This is a genomic window from Streptomyces sp. NPDC006739 (genome assembly GCF_042869815.1).
Lineage (GTDB): Bacteria > Actinomycetota > Actinomycetes > Streptomycetales > Streptomycetaceae > Streptomyces.
Window position 1 is genome coordinate 256,504 of record NZ_JBIAGM010000009.1, and the last position, 15,504, is coordinate 272,007.

The window sequence follows — 15,504 nt, forward strand, 5'->3', positions numbered from 1 at the left end:
CCGCACGCGGTCCGATCAGCTGACAGGCCGTCAGATTACAGCTAACCTGACGGACAGTCAGTAACGGTGCTCGGGAGGCTGGTGGTTGTCGTGCGAGGCGACGTGGAGTGGGGCACCATCCCCGTCCTGGTGCGGTCGGCGGCCGAACGGTACGCGGACGCCGAGGCGGTGGTCGAGGGCCGTACGAGGATCACGTACGCGGAACTGGGCGCGCGCGTGGAGCGGGCGGCGGCGGCCTGCATCGCGAGCGGCGTCGAACCGGGCGACCGGGTGGCCGTGTGGGCCCCCAACACGCTGGACTGGATGGCCGCGGCGCTCGGGGCGGTGTCCGCGGGGGCCGTGCTGGTCCCCCTGAACACGCGCTTCAAGGGCGCGGAGGCGGCGGACGTGCTGCGCCGCAGCGGGGCGAGGCTGCTGTTCGTGACGGGGACGTTCCTCGGCACGTCGTACGTGGCGTCACTGCGCCGGGCGGCGGGCGAGGGAACGGGGCGCGGCCCGCTGCCCGGCCTTCCGTCCCTCGACCAGGTGGTGGTCCTCTCCGACGACGCGCCGGCGGACTTCCGGACCTGGAAGGAGTTCCTGGCGACCGGGGACGCGGTGGGGGAGGCGACCACGCGGGACAGGGCGGCCCGGCTGGACGGCGGCTGCGCTTCGGACATCGTGTTCACCTCGGGTACGACGGGCCGCCCCAAGGGCGCGCTGATCACGCACGCGCAGACGCTGAGGGCGTACGAGGTGTGGGCCGACCTCGCGGGGCTGAGGCGGGACGACAGGTATCTGATCGTGAACCCGTTCTTCCACACCTTCGGCTACAAGGCCGGGATCATCGCCTGCCTGATGCGGGGCGCGACGATGATCCCGCAGCCGGTGTTCAACGTGGACACGGCGCTGGCGAACATCGCGTCGGAACGGGTCTCGGTGCTGCCGGGCCCGCCCACCCTCCACCAGTCCCTCCTCGACCACCCGGCGAGGAACGCGCACGACCTGTCGGCGCTGCGGCTCGTGGTCACGGGCGCGGCGGTGGTCCCCCTGCGGCTGGTGGAACGGCTGCGGGACGAACTCGGCGTGCAGACGGTCCTGACGGCGTACGGCCTCTCGGAGGCGAGCGGCATCGTGACGATGTGCCGCCGGGGCGACGACCCCACGGTGATCGCCTCGACGTCGGGCCGGGCGATCCCCGGCACGGAGGTGAGGGTGACCGGCCCCGAGGGCGAACCGTTGCCCCCCGGCACCCCGGGGGAGATACGGGTCCGGGGCTTCACCGTCATGCGGGGCTACTTCGAGGACGAGGCGGCGACCCGGGAGGCGGTGTCGGCGGAGGGCTGGCTGAGGACGGGTGACGTGGGCGTCCTGGACGAGGCCGGCAACCTCCGCATCACCGACCGGCTGAAGGACATGTTCATCGTCGGCGGCTTCAACGCGTACCCGGCGGAGATAGAGCAGTCGCTCGGCCTGCACCCGGACGTGGCGGACGTGGCCGTCATCGGTGTACCGGACGCCCGGCTCGGCGAGGTCGGCAAGGCCTACGTGGTCCGCCGCCCCGGCACGGCCCTGACCGCCGACGACCTGATCGCCTGGGCACGCCGCGAGATGGCCAACTACAAGGTACCGAGGACGGTCCGCTTCGTCCCCGAACTACCACGAAACGCAAGCGGGAAGGTGCTCAAGGGGGAGCTGGGGTTGCTGGGGTGAGGTGGGGTGGGTTGGGGTGGATTGGGGTCGGCCGGAGTGGGCCGGTGTTGGTGAAGGTTGCCGTGGGGCCGCAACGCCTGCTCGGCGAGGGGATGTCTTCTCGTCTCGGCGCGGTGGGACTTACGGTTTGTGGGTCACCCAGAGCAGTTCCGCCGGCCAGCGGTGTGCCCAGTCGGGTGGGTCGGTTTCGTTGTAGCCGTTGGGTGTTCCGAGTTCGGGCCGCGGCTCGATGAGGTCGTCGATGACGAGACCCGCGCCGCGCAGGACCCTGACCCAGTCGCCGTAGGTGAGCTGAAAGCTGGTCGCCCCGTCGCCTTCGGCGATGGTGTTCAGCCCGAAGTAGTCCTGCTGCAGCGTCGTGGTCACGCGGCTGGCGGCTTCGTCGTAGCAAGCTTCGAACCATGGGCTGGCGACGTTGAACACCAGTCGCCCGCCTCGCCTCAAGACGCGTGCGGCCTGCGGTACGGCCAGGTGCGGGGGCGCCCAGCTGAGCCCGCCGAAGTCGCAGAACACCAGGTCGAAGCCGGCGTCGGCGAAGGGGAGTTGTTCGGCGGCGCCTTGTACCAGCGGGTAGCGGGCCGCTCCCATCGCGCGGGTCGCTGCGGCGAGTTGGGCTTCGGACAGGTCGAGCCCGACCACGGTGGCGCCCTCGGCGGCGAGTGCCCTGGACCACTGGCCGGCGCCGCAGCCGAGTTCGAGGACGCGCTTGCCGGTGACGTCGCCCAGGGCGTGCAGGTGCGCGTCGGGAATGGAGTACATGCCCCACAGCCGGGGTGCGGCGCCGATTTGCGGGTCGTGCTCGTGCTGGTAGGCGCTGCTGATCTGATTCCAGAGCCGCCGGTTGGCGGGGATGCTGTCCACGTGCCGACTCCAGCACCGCCTGCCGGGGGCGGTCAACACGATTGGGGCACTGGCCGGCCCTCGCCTCGGTCCGCCCTTGGCTCGGCGGTCCCCACCCACCGGCCGCAAGCCGCCAAGCGAACCCGGCGTGCAGGTGAGGCGCGATGACGGTACTGCTTCACGAGCGCTGGAAGGTGTGCCCCGCTTTCGATCCCCGCCCCGAAGCTGGACCTCGACCTCCTCGCCGTGCCCGACGCGGTCCCCGGCCTGCGCCGGACCCTCCGCCGGCACTTCGGCGCCCCCTGCCCCGACGTCCAACTCTGCGTCACGGAACTCGTCGCCGACGTGATCCGGCACGTGGGGGAGGGCACGCCGGTCCGCGTCCGGGTGAGCCGCACGGCGGGCGCCCGTGTCCGCGTCGGGGTGACCGACCCCGACGCCCGTGCCCTCCCCACCCTCCTGCACGCCACCGCCGCCGACGAGAACGGCCGTGGTCTCGCACTGCTGGACGCGGTGGCGTTGCGGTGGGGCGTGGAGCAGAGGGCGACCGGCAAGACGGTCTGGTGCGAGCTGCCGGAAGCCCCAACCTCAAAGCCATCCCCGGGCCCCATTTGCCCGCCCGCCCCCGCTCCCTCCCTCTCCCGGACACACCTCGGCCGCGACGGCTCCCCCTCCGCGCCGCCGCGGCCGATCCCCCGTTGATTCCCCCGTGGTTGTCCCCCGTGGATTCCCCCGAGCTGTTCCCCCGTTGCCCCCGTCGATCCCCCGCGGGGGTTCCCCCGTCGCCCCCTGGATTCCCCCGATTTCCCCCGGGCCCCCCGTTTCCCCCCCGTCGACCAGGACTAGCGGGGGTCGCCGCCCGTGATGTGGCTCTCCAGGGTGGTGACCTTGTCGTCGCCGGCCGTGAGCGTCTCCGCGCCGGTGATGTGGCTTTCCTGCGGGCTGACCGTGCCCGTGCCCGTGGAGGCCTCGACGGTCTCGCCGCCGGTGATGTGGCTCTCCTGCGGGGTGATGTCGTGGGACTGCTTGTTGTCACTCATCGTCGTGGACTCCGTTGCGAAGTGGTGTGCTGGGTCGGCAGGGCCCGTCCGGACGCTCCCCCGAGCGGCTTCCGGACGGGCCATCCACAGCCGATCACGCCGGCGGCGCTCGGCCACGCGGCCGATTCGCCTGCCCCCCGACGCGACGAATCGACTGCTTAGAGGATGCTCCGGAACGATAAACGAATGATGAACGCCCCGTCGGGCCTACCCCGCCGTGGCCGGGGACAGCAGGCGCCGCAGGCCTTCGGCCTCCGAGGCGCCCAACCGCTCGAAGACCGCCAGCGCGTCCAGCCAGCAGGCGCGGGCCCGGTCCGACTCGCCCAGGACGTTCAGCGATGTGCCGAGCACCGTGAGGACGTTGGCGCGCCGCCAGTCCCCTCCGACGTGCAGGAGCACCGACAGGGACTGCTCCGCCTGGGCGGCGGCGGCAGCCGGGCGGTCCGAGGCGAGCTGGACCTCGGCCAGCCGGAAGAGCGTCATCCCCTCCCACAGGCGCTGGCGGCTGTCCCTGAAGATCGTCAGGGCCTCGGAGAGCTGTGTGTGGGCCTCTTCGGAGCGCCCGGACTGCATGAGCGCGAGCCCGAGGGCGTAACTGCCGTTCGCCACCCGGACGGTGAGACCCATGTGGCGGTAGATGTCGACTCCCGCCTCCGCCAGCTCCACGGCGCTGTCGACCCTGCCCATCGCCAGGTGCACCCGGGAGAGGTTGCACAGGGCGCTCGCCTCGCCCGGGAGGTTGCCGTCGGCGCGGTAGGCGGCGAGGGTCCGCTGGAGATAGACCTCGGCCTCGTCGTGCTTGTTCCGGTACGCGGCCACGATTCCGCGCTCACTGGGCGCGTTGCAGTCGATCCACGGGTCGTGGGCGTCGGGGGCGAGTTCCACGGCGTGCCGGGTCTCCTCCTCGGCCTCGTCGAACCGGCCGGCGGTGATGTGGACCTGGGCCAGGGTGGTCCGGGCGCGGCCTTCGGCGCGGGCGTCACCGGCGGCGTGGGCGGCATCACGGACGACGGTCGCCGCGGCGCCGAACTGGTGGGCGTTGGCGCCGGATTCGGCGAGGTCCTTCGAGGCGAGGAGCAGGTCCACGGCCCGGTGCAGGGTGGTGGGGGAGACGGACTGGCGAACGCAGGCCAGCAGGCAGTCCGCCTCGCGGTACAGCCAGTCCAGGGCGTCCTTGTGGTCCTCGAAGGAGAGCCCCGGGTAATGGGTCGGTGTCAGGTGCACCACCGTGCGGTCCCCGGGCCGCTCGATGGCGTACACCCCCGCCGCCGTCGCCAGGTAGAAGTCCAGCAACCGCGACATGGCGGCGCCGCGCTCACCGGCCACCACCTCGTCCCTCTCCGCGCAAGCGCGCGCGTAGAGCCGGACCAGGTCGTGGAAGCGGTACCGGCCCGGTGCCGCCGATTCCAGCAGTGAGGTGTCCACCAGGGCCTCCAGCAGGTCCTCGGTGTCCTCGGCGTCGAGGTCGAGCACCGCCGCTGCCGCCGCCAGCGAGATGTCGGGGCCGTCCGCCAGCCCGAGCAGCCGGAACGCCCGGGCCTGGGCCGGTTCCAGCTGGCCGTAGCCCAGTTCGAAGGTGGCCTTGACCGCCAGGTCGCCGGCCTGGAGTTCGTCGAGGCGGCGGCGTTCGTCCGCGAGCTTCGCCGCCAGCACGGACACGGTCCAGGTCCGGCGCGCCGCCAGGCGGGAGGCGGCGATGCGGATCGCCAGGGGCAGGAAGCCGCAGGCCGCCACCACGTCCAGTGCAGCCTTCCGCTCCGACGCCACCCGCTCCTCGCCCACGATCTTCGTGAACAGGGCCAGAGCCTCGTCGGGGGACATGACGTCGAGGTCCACCAGATGGGCGCCGGCCAGGTCCACCATCCGCACCCGGGAGGTCACGAGGGCCGCGCAGCCCTCGGTGCCCGGCAGCAGGGGCCGTACCTGGGCCGCGTCCTTCGCGTTGTCCAGCAGGACCAGGACCCGCCGGCCGTCGAGGACCGAGCGGTACAGCGCCGCCCGTTCCTCCAGCGAGTCCGGTATCGCGGAGTCGGCGGTGCCGAGGGCGCGCAGGAAGGAGCCGAGGACGGTCTCCGGTTCCGCCGCCCGCGCGCCGGCGCCCTGGAGGTCGACGTACAGCTGCCCGTCGGGGAAAGCGGAGCGCGCCTGGTGGGCCACGTGGACGGCGAGTGTCGTCTTTCCGACGCCGCCGATGCCGGCCAGCGCCGACACGGCCATCACCCGGCCCTCGGCGGAGGCCAGCACCTCGCTGAGTTCGCTCACGAAGGCGGCGCGGCCGGTGAAGTCGGGGACGGTGGCCGGGAGCTGGGCGGGGCGGACCGGGACCCCGGCCGGTTCGGCGACCGGCGCGGACGGCTCCGCCAGCGCGGGGTCCGCCTGCAGGATGCGCTGCTGGAGTTCCCTGAGCCCCGGGCGCGGGTCGACGCCCAGCTCCTCGGCGAGCAGGCGCCGGGTGTCCGCGTACACCGCCAGCGCCTCGGCCTGGCGGCCGCTGCGGTAGAGGGCCAGCATCAGCAGCTCGCGCAGGCGTTCGCGCAGGGGGTGGGCGGCCGTCAGGGCCGTCAGTTCCGAGACCGCCTCGGCGTGGCAGCCCTGCTCCAGGTCCATGTCCAGGCGGGATTCGAGCAGTTGGAGACGCCATTCCTCCAGGCGGGTCCGCTGGGCGTCCGCGTACGGGCCCGGTACTCCGGCGAGCGGTTCGCCGTCCCACAGGCCCAGTACCCGGTTCAGCACGTCCCGGGCGTGGCACAGGTCCCCGGCGCCGCGTGCCTTCTCCGCCTCCGCCGCCAGGTCCTGGGCCAGCGCCAGGTCGAGGGCGCCGTCGCCGAGGCCGCGCACCGCGTAGCCGCCGGACTCGCTGACCAGGACGCCGGAGTCCAGCACCTTGCGCAGCCGTGAGGCGTACGTCCGGACCGCCGCCAGCGCCTGGGAGGGCGGCTCGGGGCCCCAGAGCGCGTCGATCAGTTCGTGGGCCGTGGCCGTACGGCCCTCGCGCAGCAGCAGTGCGGCGAGCAGGGCGCGCTGCTGGGGGGAGCCGGTGTTGAGCGCTTTCTCCCCACGCCACGCGCGCACCGGACCGAGCACGCCGAAGCGCAGCGTCTCCGGGTCCTCCGGCGAGGAGGATCCGGAACGCCGCTGCTCCGGTACCCGCGGTCCACCGTCCATGCGTTCGTCCCCCTAGGGCCATCCCGAACAACTACGTCAGTTTGCCTTGTTCAGGGCGGTTGCGTCAGCCGTGCGAGACGCCGATCACAGGGCGCCACACGGTAGTCCACAACCTCCTCACACCTTCTCCGCACAGTTCCGCGCAGAGCCCGTCATCAATCACCAGCGACCCGATAGCTGACGGATCGTCAGATCGGCGCTACCGTCAGCGCCATGGACACCCAGGCACCCCTCCCCGCGATCATCTCCGTCGACGACCACACCGTGGAGCCCGCGAACGTCTGGCAGGACCGGCTCCCGCGGAAGCACCGGGACGCAGGTCCGCGCATCGTCCGTGCGCCACTGAAGGAAATGACCTTCCTGGGCGGCCGGTTCAGGCCGGTCATGGGCGAACCGGGCGACGACGGCCCGCTCGGCGACTGGTGGGTCTACGGCGACCTGCGCCGGCCCCTGACCCGCCTCGACACCGCCGTCGGGTACGACCGGGACGAGATCAAGCTGGAGGTCATCACGTACGAGCAGATGCGTCCCGGCTCCTACGACGTCCCGCAGCGCCTCGCCGACATGGACCTCAACCACGTCCAGTCGGCCCTGTGCTTCCCCACCTTCCCCCGCTTCTGCGGCCAGACCTTCACCGAGGCGCCGGACCGGGACCTCGCCCTGCTGTGCGTGCGCGCCTACAACGACTGGATGGTGGAGGAGTGGTGCGGGCCGGCCGCGCGGGGCCGGCTCATACCGCTCACCCTCATCCCCCTGTGGGACGCCGCCCTGGCGGCCGAGGAGGTCCGGCGCAACGCCGCGCGCGGCGCCCGTGCCGTCGCCTTCTCCGAGATACCCCCGCACCTCGGCCTGCCCTCGGTCCACACCGACGACTGGGACCCGTTCCTCGCCGCCTGCGACGAGACCGGCACCGTCGTCGCCATGCACATCGGCTCCAGCAGCCGTATGCCGTCCACCTCCGCCGACGCCCCGCCCGCCGTCGGCTCCACCATCACCTTCGCCAACTGCTGCTTCTCGATGGTCGACTGGCTGATGAGCGGGAAGTTCGAGCGCTTCCCGAACCTGAAGGTGATGTACGCGGAGGGGCAGATCGGCTGGATCCCGTACATCCTGGAGCGCGCCGACGTCGTCTGGGAGGAGAACCGGGGCTGGGGCGGCGTGGCCGACAAGGTGCACCGGCCGCCGTCGGAGCTGTTCGCCGAGCACGTCTACGGCTGCTTCTTCGACGACGCCTTCGGGCTGCGCAACCTCGACTCGATCGGGGTCGGCAACGTCCTCTACGAGACCGACTACCCGCACTCCGACTCCACCTGGCCGAAGTCCCGCGAGGTCGGCGAGGCCCAGATGGGGCACCTGCCGGCGGACGTGGTGGAGCGGATCGTCCGGGGCAACGCCATCGACCTGCTGGGGCTGAGCCCACAGGGCCTGTGGGTCGGATGAGGTACGGCATCCAGCTGCCCGTCCAGTCCCAGAGCACCCTCTACACGGAAGCCTGGGAGACCGACGGCACCCCCGCCGACCTCGTCGAGACCGCCCGCGCCGCCGACCGCGCCGGCTTCGCGTACGTCGCCTGCTGCGACCACGTCGCCATCCCGCGCCGGCTCGCCCCGGCGATGGGCACCGTCTGGTACGACCCCGTCGCCACCCTCGCCCACCTGGCCGCCGTCACCACGCGCACCCGGCTGCTCAGCCATGTCGCCGTCGTGGGCCTGCGCCATCCGCTGGAGACCGCCAAGCAGTACGCGACCCTCGACCACCTCTCCGGCGGCCGGCTGGTCCTCGGGGTCGGGGCGGGGCACGTGCGCGAGGAGTTCGACGCGCTCGGGGCGGACTTCGAGCGGCGGGGGGCCGTACTGGACGAGACGGTCGACGCGCTCAGGGCCGCGCTCGGGCCCGAGGAGTTCCCCGAGCACCACGGCAAGCTCTACGACTTCGCCGGGCTCGGGCAGCGGCCCCGCCCGGCGCAGCCGAGGGTCCCGCTGTGGGTCGGCGGTTCCTCGCCCGCGGCCGTACGCCGGGCCGCGCTCAAGGGCGACGGCTGGCTGCCGCAGGGCGACCCGCGCGACCGGCTGCCCGCGCAGATCGCCCGGATACGGCGACTGCGGGAGGAGGGCGGGGTCGAGGGGCCCTTCACCGTCGGGGCCATCGCCGAGCCGCTGTACGTCGGGCGGCCCGGGTGGGAGGTCGGGCGCCGCACGCTCACCGGGGCGCCCGAGGAGATCGCCGAGTCGCTGCGGGCGTACCGCGCGATGGGCGTGGACCAGGTCCAGGTGCGGTTCCGCAGCCGGGGCCGCAGTGAACTCATCGATCAGATCACCGCGTTCGGGGCGGAGGTCGCGCCCCGCCTGAACTGAGGAGAGCCCATGGGCAAGCTGGACGGACGCGTCGTCATCGTCACCGGGGCGGCGCGCGGACAGGGCGAGCAGGAGGCGCGGCTCTTCGCCGAGGAGGGCGCCGAGGTCGTCGTCGCGGACGTGCTCGACGAGCAGGGGGAGGCCCTCGCGAAGGAGGTGGGTGCCCGGTACGTCCATCTGGACGTGAGCCGGGAGGACGACTGGCGGCAGGCCGTCGGCTCGGTCGAGGAGGCGTACGGGCGGATCGACGCGCTGGTCAACAACGCGGGCATCCTGCGCTTCAACGCCCTGGTGGACACCCCGCTGGCGGAGTTCATGCAGGTCGTGCAGGTGAACCAGGTCGGGTGCTTCCTCGGTATGAAGACCGTGGCGCCCGCGATGACCGAGGGCGGCACGATCGTCAACACCGCCTCCTACACCGCGCTGACCGGCATGGCGGCCGTCGGTACGTACGCGGCCACCAAGCACGCGGTCCTCGGGCTCACCCGGGTCGCCGCGCTGGAGCTGGCCGGCCGGCGGATCCGGGTCAACGCCATCTGCCCGGGCGCCATCGACACCCCGATGTCCAACCCCGCCCGGCTCGATCCGCAGGCGGATCCGCGGGAGACGAGCCGCGCGCTGGACGAGCTGTACCACAAGCTCGTGCCGCTCGGCCGGATCGGACGGCCCGAGGAGGTGGCCCGCCTCGCGCTCTTCCTCACCTGTGACGACTCCTCCTACATCACCGGGCAGCCGTTCGTGATCGACGGCGGCTGGCTGGCCGGGGTCAGTGTCATCTGACCGCCCCATCTGACAGCTCGTCATCTCTTGACGAATCTGACGGTACGTCAGAAAGTCTTATGACTCGCAGGAACCACCTGAGCGAACCACCTGAGCAGGGACGGTGAACCGCCTTGGAATTCGGGCTCTTTGTACAGGGATACGTGGGCAAACGCGCCGAGACCGACCCGCTGGCCGAGCACAAGGCGCTGATGGAGGAGACCGAGTACGTCATCCAGGCGGACAGGTCCGGCTTCAAGTACGCCTGGGCGTCCGAGCACCATTTCCTGGACGAGTACTCGCACCTGTCCGCCAACGACGTCTTCCTCGGCTACCTGGCCCACGCGACCGAGCGGATCCACCTCGGCTCGGGCATCTTCAACCCCCTCGCCCAGGTCAACCACCCGGTGAAGGTGGCCGAGAAGGTCGCCATGCTGGACCACCTCAGCGAGGGGCGCTTCGAGTTCGGCAGCGGACGCGGCGCCGGATCGCACGAGATCCTGGGGTTCATACCGGGCGTGACCGATATGAACTACACCAAGGAGATCTGGGAGGAGACCATCGCCGAGTTCCCCAAGATGTGGCTCCAGGACGAGTACGCCGGCTTCCAGGGCAAGCACTGGCAGCTCCCGCCGAGGAAAGTGCTCCCGAAGCCGTACGGCAAGTCCCACCCGGCGATGTGGTACGCGGCCGGGTCGCCGCCGTCGTACGCCATGGCCGCGAAGAAGGGCCTCGGCGTGCTGGGCTTCAGCATCCAGAAGGTGTCCGACATGGAGTGGGTGCTGGAGCAGTACAAGACGGCGATCGTGAACGCGGAACCCGTCGGTGACTTCGTCAACGACAACGTGATGGTGACGACGACGGCGATCTGCGCGCCGACCCACGACGAGGCGATCCGGATCGCGGCGAGCGGCGGGCTGCACTACCTGCCCTCGCTGGTGTTCCGGTACCACGACACGTTCCCGCGGCCCGAGGGCTTCCCGGTGTGGCCGGAGACGCTGCCCGAGTACACACCGGAGTTCGTGGAGCTGCTCGTCGAGGAGGAGCTGCTGATCTGCGGCGACCCGGACGAGGTGCTGCGCCAGTGCAAGCGGTGGGAGCAGGCGGGCGCGGACCAGCTGAGCTTCGGGTTGCCGGTGGGGGTGCCGAAGGAGGAGACGCTGCAGACGATCCGGCTGATCGGGGAGCACGTCGTCCCGAAGATCGACACGGATCCCGTTCACCGGACGTCCCGGTTCCGGGCCGCTGTGTAAGGGCCGACGCGGAGCGCGCATCGAGGAGTCACCGCATGCTCGATCACCTGATCAAGGGCGCCACCGTCGTCGACGGCACCGGCGCCCCCGCCCGCACCGCCGACGTCGGCGTACGGGACGGCCGCATCGCCGTCGTCGGCACCGTCACCGAGGAGTCCCGTACGGCCGAGGACGCGCACGGTCTCGTCCTCGCCCCCGGCTTCGTCGACCCCCACACCCACTACGACGCCCAGCTCTTCTGGGACCCCTACGCGACCCCGTCCCTCAACCACGGGGTCACCACCGTCGCGGCCGGCAACTGCGGCTTCACCCTCGCCCCGCTGCACCCCGACCGCCCCGGCGACGCCGACTACACCCGTCGCATGATGTCCAAGGTCGAGGGCATGTCGCTGGTCGCGCTGGAGGAGGGGGCGCCCTGGAACTGGCACGGCTTCGGCGAGTACCTGGACGCCCTCGAAGGACGTATCGCCGTCAACGCCGGCTTCATGGTGGGGCATTGCGCGCTGCGCCGGTACGTGATGGGACCGGACGCCGTCGGCGGCCGGCCGAGCGAGGAGCAGCTCGCCGAGATCGTACGGCTGCTGCACGACGCCATGGACGCCGGCGCCTGGGGCTTCTCCACCACCCAGTCGTCCACCCACTCCGACGGCGACGGCCGGCCGGTCGCCTCCCGGCACGCGGGGCCCGCCGAGCTGCTGGCCCTCGCCAAGGCCGTCGGCGAGCACGAGGGGACGCAGATCGAGGCGATCGTGGCGGGCTGCCTCGACCAGTTCAGCGACGCCGAGATCGACCTGCTCGCGGAGCTGAGCGCGACCGCCGGGCGGCCCCTGAACTGGAACGTGCTGACCATAGACGCGGCCGTCCCCGAGCGGGTGCCGCGCCAGCTGTCGGCGAGCGAACGGGCCCGCAAGGCGGGCGGCCGGGTCGTCGCCCTGACCATGCCGATCCTCACCCCGATGAACATGTCCCTGGGCACCTTCTGCGCGCTGAACCTCATCCCCGGGTGGGGGCCGGTCCTCTCCCTGCCCGTCCCGGAGCGGATCGCCCGGCTGCGGGACGCCGACGTACGGGCCGAGATGCTCCGCCGCGCCGGCTCCAAGGAGGCGGGCGTCTTCCGCCGGCTCGCGGACTTCGGGCGGTACGTCATCGGGGACACCTACAGCGAGGCGAACCGCGGGCTGGCCGGGCGGGTCGTGCGGGACATCGCCGAGGAGCGGGGGCAGGACCCCTTCCACTGCCTGGTGGAGATCTGCGCCGCCGACGGGCTGCGTACGGTCCTGTGGCCCATGCCCCGCGACAACGACCCCGCCTCCTGGGCGCTCAGGGCCGAGACCTGGCAGCACGAGGACGTGCTGCTCGGCGGCTCGGACGCGGGAGCGCATCTGGACCGGATGTGCGGGGCGCCGTACACGACCCGTTTCCTCGGGGACTGTCTGCGCGGCCGCAAGCTGGTCGCTCTGGAGCGGGCGGTGCAGATGCTGACCGACGATCCGGCGCGGCTGTTCGGGCTGCGCGAGCGGGGCCGGGTGGCGGAGGGGTACCACGCCGACCTGGTGCTCTTCGACCCGGAGCGGATCGACGCGGCCTCCGCCACCCTGGTGCACGACCTGCCCGGTGACAGCCCACGGCTGGACGCCAAGGCGATCGGGGTGCGGGCGGTCTGGGTCAACGGGGTCGAGACGATCCGGGACGACGTGGTGAGCGGGGCGGTGCCGGGGAAGGTGCTGCGCTCGGGGCGGGACACGAGGACGGTGGGCACCAGGTGAGCCGGCCGGCCGACGGGCAGCGGCTGTTCGTCGGGGGCGCGTGGGTCGAGCCGGACCACGGGCACTACGCCGTCGTCGACCCGGCCACCGAGGAGACCGTCGGGTGGGCTCCGGAGGCCTCGCGGGATCAGGTGCGCGCGGCCTCGGCCGCGGCCCGCGAGGCCTTCGGGCCGTGGTCGAGAACGGCGCCGCGGGAGCGGGCGGCGATCCTCGGGCGGGCCGCGGACGTCATCGCGAGCCGGTTCGGGCCGTACGCCGAGCTGGCCCGGGCGGAGACCGGGGCGACCACGGGGACGGCGCGGGCGATGCAGGTCGGGGTGGGCATGGCCCGGTTCCGGCGCTACGCGCGCGTGGAGAGCGCCGAGTGGGCGATCCCGCCGCAGGTCAACGAGGCCGGGCCGATGGGGCGGGCGGCGGTGGTCGGCGCGCTGGCGGTGCGCCAGCCGGTCGGCGTCGTCACCTGTGTCACCTCGTACAACAACCCGTGGGCGAACCCGGCGGGCAAGGTCGCCCCGGCGCTGGCCATGGGCAACACGGTGGTGGTGAAACCGGCCCCGCAGGACCCGCTGTCCGTGTACCGGATGGCGGAGGCGCTGGAGGCCGCCGGGGTGCCGCCGGGGGTGGTGAACGTGGTCTCCGGGCGGTCGGTGGAGGTCGGCGAGGCGGCCGTGGACTGCGACGACGTCGACATGGTCAGCTTCACCGGGTCCACGGCGGTCGGGCAGCGGATCGCCGAGGTCTGCGGACGGTCCATGAAGCGGCAGTTGATGGAGCTGGGCGGAAAGGGCGCGGCGGTCGTCTTCGACGACGCGGACGTGGACTCGGCGGTGGCCGGCATCGGCACCACCTTCTCCTTCTACAGCGGGCAGATCTGCACGGCGCCGACGCGGGTGCTGGCACAGCGCGGGGTGTACGACCGTCTCGTGGAGCGACTGGCCGGGTACGCGGGCCGGCTGGCGGTCGGGGATCCGGCGGATCCGGGCACGGTGGTCGGGCCGGTGATCTCGGCGGAGCACCGGGCGCGCGTGGAGTCGTACGTCGAACTGGGCCGCAAGGAGGGCGCCACGGTGCTCGTCGGCGGCGAACGCCCGCCGCCGGAGCGGGGTTTCTACGTCGCGCCGACCCTGCTCGCCGACTGCACGAACGACATGCGGGTGGCACGGGAGGAGATCTTCGGGCCGGTGGTCGTCGTCATCCCCTTCGACGAGGAGGACGAGGGCATCGCGCTGGCCAACGACAGTGACTACGGGCTCATCGACTACGTCTGGTCGGGCGACGTGGCCCGCGCCTTCCGCGTGGCGCGGCGCCTGCGGGCCGGCGGGGTCGGCGTCAACACGGTCGGCCGCAACATGGAGGCCCCGTTCGGCGGCTTCAAGAAAAGCGGAGTCGGCCGCGACGTCGGCTCCTACGCCCTGCACGCCTACAGCGAGGTGCAGTCGATCGTGTGGGCGGGATGAGCGGTGCCTCCCCGCTCACAGGTCGAAAACGGCGCGGAGGCCGATCTCGACGGCTTCCATGACGCGCTCGTCCACCGGCCCCAGATCCTCGGTGAGGCGCGGCTCGGACAGTGTTCGGAACTCACCGAGCACGATGGTGCCGGTCGAGGGCGAGGAGACAGGAATATCGACGAGCGTGGCCTCGCGTAGTTGCTGGGGGTAAACAAGTACGCAGGTGGCGCACTTGTTCTGCGCATTCAGCGCGTCGGCCGAGATCACCAGGACATGCGCCGGCCCCCCGGCGAAGGTCACTTGGTAGACGTGCCCGCGCTTCACCGCCGCGCCACCCGGCCCCACCGCCTCAGGGTGTCCTCCTCACTCTCGTCCGGCTCGCCGACCGTCGTCACGATCCCGGCTTCGGCGCGCTGTCGTGCGGACCGCTCCAGTTCCTCGGCGAGCATCTGCCGGCGCAGTATGCGAGCCGTGTAGGCCGAGGCATTGCCCTTCGCCTTCACGAAGGCGGCCACCTCGTCCGGCAGGCTCATCGTCATGTTGACCGTCATGCCGCCATCATAGCCTCGTCATGTCCTGCTGGGGCGGTTCTGCCTCACCCGTCCAGATCCACCCGCACCGTGAGCAACCCGGCCCCGATGGCCCGGACCGCCACGCTGTTCAGCGAGCGCAACGTCCGCAGGCGGGCGGTCGGATCGTCGTCCGGCAGGAGATGTGCCGTGCCGGTGTGCCAGCGGCCCCGAAGCCGGACGCGCACGCGCGGGTCGGCCTTGATGTTGCGGATGTACTGCGCGCGCTCCCCGAACTCCGACACCAGCCAGAACGAGTCCCCGACCCGCCGGCCCCCGACCGGGGTGCGGCGGGGCAGGCCCGAGACGCGGCCGGTCGTCTCCAGCAACGTCTGGAGCGGCAGGCGGCGCATGACCGGGTTGAGGCGCCGCTGGAACGCGGTGGCGACGCGGTACTTCCTCTCGGCGGGGCGGCTCACGACTCTCGCCTCCTCAACAGCTCGATCAGGGCGCCGAAGGCGGCGGGGCTGACGGTGACGACGGTTCGGGGCGGGTCGGTGTCGGCGAGATGGACGGCGGCGGGGGTTATGGATATGTGGACGCAAGCGTCGCCTTCCTGGCAGTGGGACGACTTCTGCCAGCGGTGCGAGGACATCTCGGCTCCTTCACAGATTCTGT

General features: G+C 72.1%; 15 protein-coding genes. 8 read left to right on the forward strand and 7 right to left on the reverse strand.

The genetic code is table 11. The features are described 5' to 3' along the window. Window positions 1-90 precede the first annotated feature (90 nt). Complete coding sequence (locus tag ACFYMM_RS20435; protein ID WP_388388552.1) at window positions 91-1,692, forward strand: FadD3 family acyl-CoA ligase; 1,602 nt, start codon at window positions 91-93, stop codon at window positions 1,690-1,692. A gap of 120 nt (window positions 1,693-1,812) precedes the next feature. On the opposite strand, the gene ACFYMM_RS20440 is transcribed toward ACFYMM_RS20435, so the two are convergent. Further along, the gene (locus tag ACFYMM_RS20440) at window positions 1,813-2,553 is read right to left on the reverse strand and encodes a class I SAM-dependent methyltransferase (RefSeq protein WP_388388414.1); all 741 of its coding nucleotides are present in this window, start codon (window positions 2,551-2,553) and stop codon (window positions 1,813-1,815) included. 225 nt (window positions 2,554-2,778) lie between these two features. Here ACFYMM_RS20440 and ACFYMM_RS20445 point away from each other — a divergent pair, with 225 nt between their 5' ends. Continuing rightward, window positions 2,779-3,234, forward strand: coding sequence for an ATP-binding protein (locus tag ACFYMM_RS20445; RefSeq protein WP_388388416.1), 456 nt, complete (start codon window positions 2,779-2,781; stop codon window positions 3,232-3,234). 140 nt (window positions 3,235-3,374) lie between these two features. Here ACFYMM_RS20445 and ACFYMM_RS20450 read toward each other — a convergent pair whose 3' ends face one another. Beyond that, the gene (locus tag ACFYMM_RS20450) at window positions 3,375-3,572 is read right to left on the reverse strand and encodes a hypothetical protein (RefSeq protein WP_388388419.1); all 198 of its coding nucleotides are present in this window, start codon (window positions 3,570-3,572) and stop codon (window positions 3,375-3,377) included. Window positions 3,573-3,779: 207 nt separating this feature from the next. Continuing rightward, a complete protein-coding gene (locus ACFYMM_RS20455; RefSeq protein WP_388388421.1) occupies window positions 3,780-6,737 on the reverse strand; it encodes a BTAD domain-containing putative transcriptional regulator in 2,958 nt (985 codons plus the stop codon). Between the two features lie 213 nt (window positions 6,738-6,950). Between ACFYMM_RS20455 and ACFYMM_RS20460 the strand changes: the two genes are divergently transcribed. From ACFYMM_RS20460 to ACFYMM_RS20485, 6 genes are all read left to right on the forward strand, one after another. Next, the gene (locus ACFYMM_RS20460) at window positions 6,951-8,177 is read left to right on the forward strand and encodes an amidohydrolase family protein (RefSeq protein WP_388388423.1); all 1,227 of its coding nucleotides are present in this window, start codon (window positions 6,951-6,953) and stop codon (window positions 8,175-8,177) included. Continuing rightward, window positions 8,174-9,091, forward strand: a complete 918-nt coding sequence (locus ACFYMM_RS20465) for an LLM class F420-dependent oxidoreductase (protein WP_388388425.1) — start codon at window positions 8,174-8,176, stop codon at window positions 9,089-9,091. The genes ACFYMM_RS20460 and ACFYMM_RS20465 overlap by 4 nt, the downstream gene beginning before the upstream one ends. Window positions 9,092-9,100: 9 nt before the next feature. Next, window positions 9,101-9,871: an SDR family NAD(P)-dependent oxidoreductase gene (locus ACFYMM_RS20470; RefSeq protein ID WP_388388427.1), complete on the forward strand. Its 771-nt coding sequence runs from the start codon at window positions 9,101-9,103 to the stop codon at window positions 9,869-9,871. 113 nt (window positions 9,872-9,984) lie between these two features. After that, window positions 9,985-11,103, forward strand: coding sequence for an LLM class flavin-dependent oxidoreductase (locus ACFYMM_RS20475; protein ID WP_388388429.1), 1,119 nt, complete (start codon window positions 9,985-9,987; stop codon window positions 11,101-11,103). A 35-nt stretch (window positions 11,104-11,138) separates the two neighbouring features. Then, a complete protein-coding gene (locus ACFYMM_RS20480) occupies window positions 11,139-12,869 on the forward strand; it encodes an amidohydrolase family protein (protein WP_388388431.1) in 1,731 nt (576 codons plus the stop codon). Further along, entirely contained in the window at window positions 12,866-14,326 is a 1,461-nt protein-coding gene (locus ACFYMM_RS20485; protein WP_388388433.1) for an aldehyde dehydrogenase family protein, read from the forward strand. Before ACFYMM_RS20480 ends, ACFYMM_RS20485 begins: the two co-directional genes overlap by 4 nt. 15 nt (window positions 14,327-14,341) lie before the next feature. Here the strand turns inward: ACFYMM_RS20485 and ACFYMM_RS20490 are convergent, their stop codons facing one another. From ACFYMM_RS20490 to ACFYMM_RS20505, 4 genes are read right to left on the reverse strand one after another with little or no spacing between them, the layout of a single operon-like run. Continuing rightward, window positions 14,342-14,662 carry a type II toxin-antitoxin system PemK/MazF family toxin gene (locus tag ACFYMM_RS20490; protein WP_388388436.1) on the reverse strand — a complete coding sequence of 107 codons (321 nt, stop codon included), beginning with the start codon at window positions 14,660-14,662 and terminating at the stop codon, window positions 14,342-14,344. Then, entirely contained in the window at window positions 14,638-14,868 is a 231-nt protein-coding gene (locus ACFYMM_RS20495; protein WP_388388438.1) for a hypothetical protein, read from the reverse strand. Before ACFYMM_RS20495 ends, ACFYMM_RS20490 begins: the two co-directional genes overlap by 25 nt. 44 nt (window positions 14,869-14,912) lie before the next feature. Further along, window positions 14,913-15,305, reverse strand: coding sequence for a nitroreductase/quinone reductase family protein (locus ACFYMM_RS20500; protein ID WP_388388440.1), 393 nt, complete (start codon window positions 15,303-15,305; stop codon window positions 14,913-14,915). Further along, on the reverse strand, window positions 15,302-15,481 hold the full coding sequence (locus ACFYMM_RS20505) for a DUF397 domain-containing protein (protein WP_388388442.1): 180 nt from the start codon (window positions 15,479-15,481) through the stop codon (window positions 15,302-15,304). Before ACFYMM_RS20505 ends, ACFYMM_RS20500 begins: the two co-directional genes overlap by 4 nt. Between the last annotated feature and the right edge of the window lie 23 nt (window positions 15,482-15,504).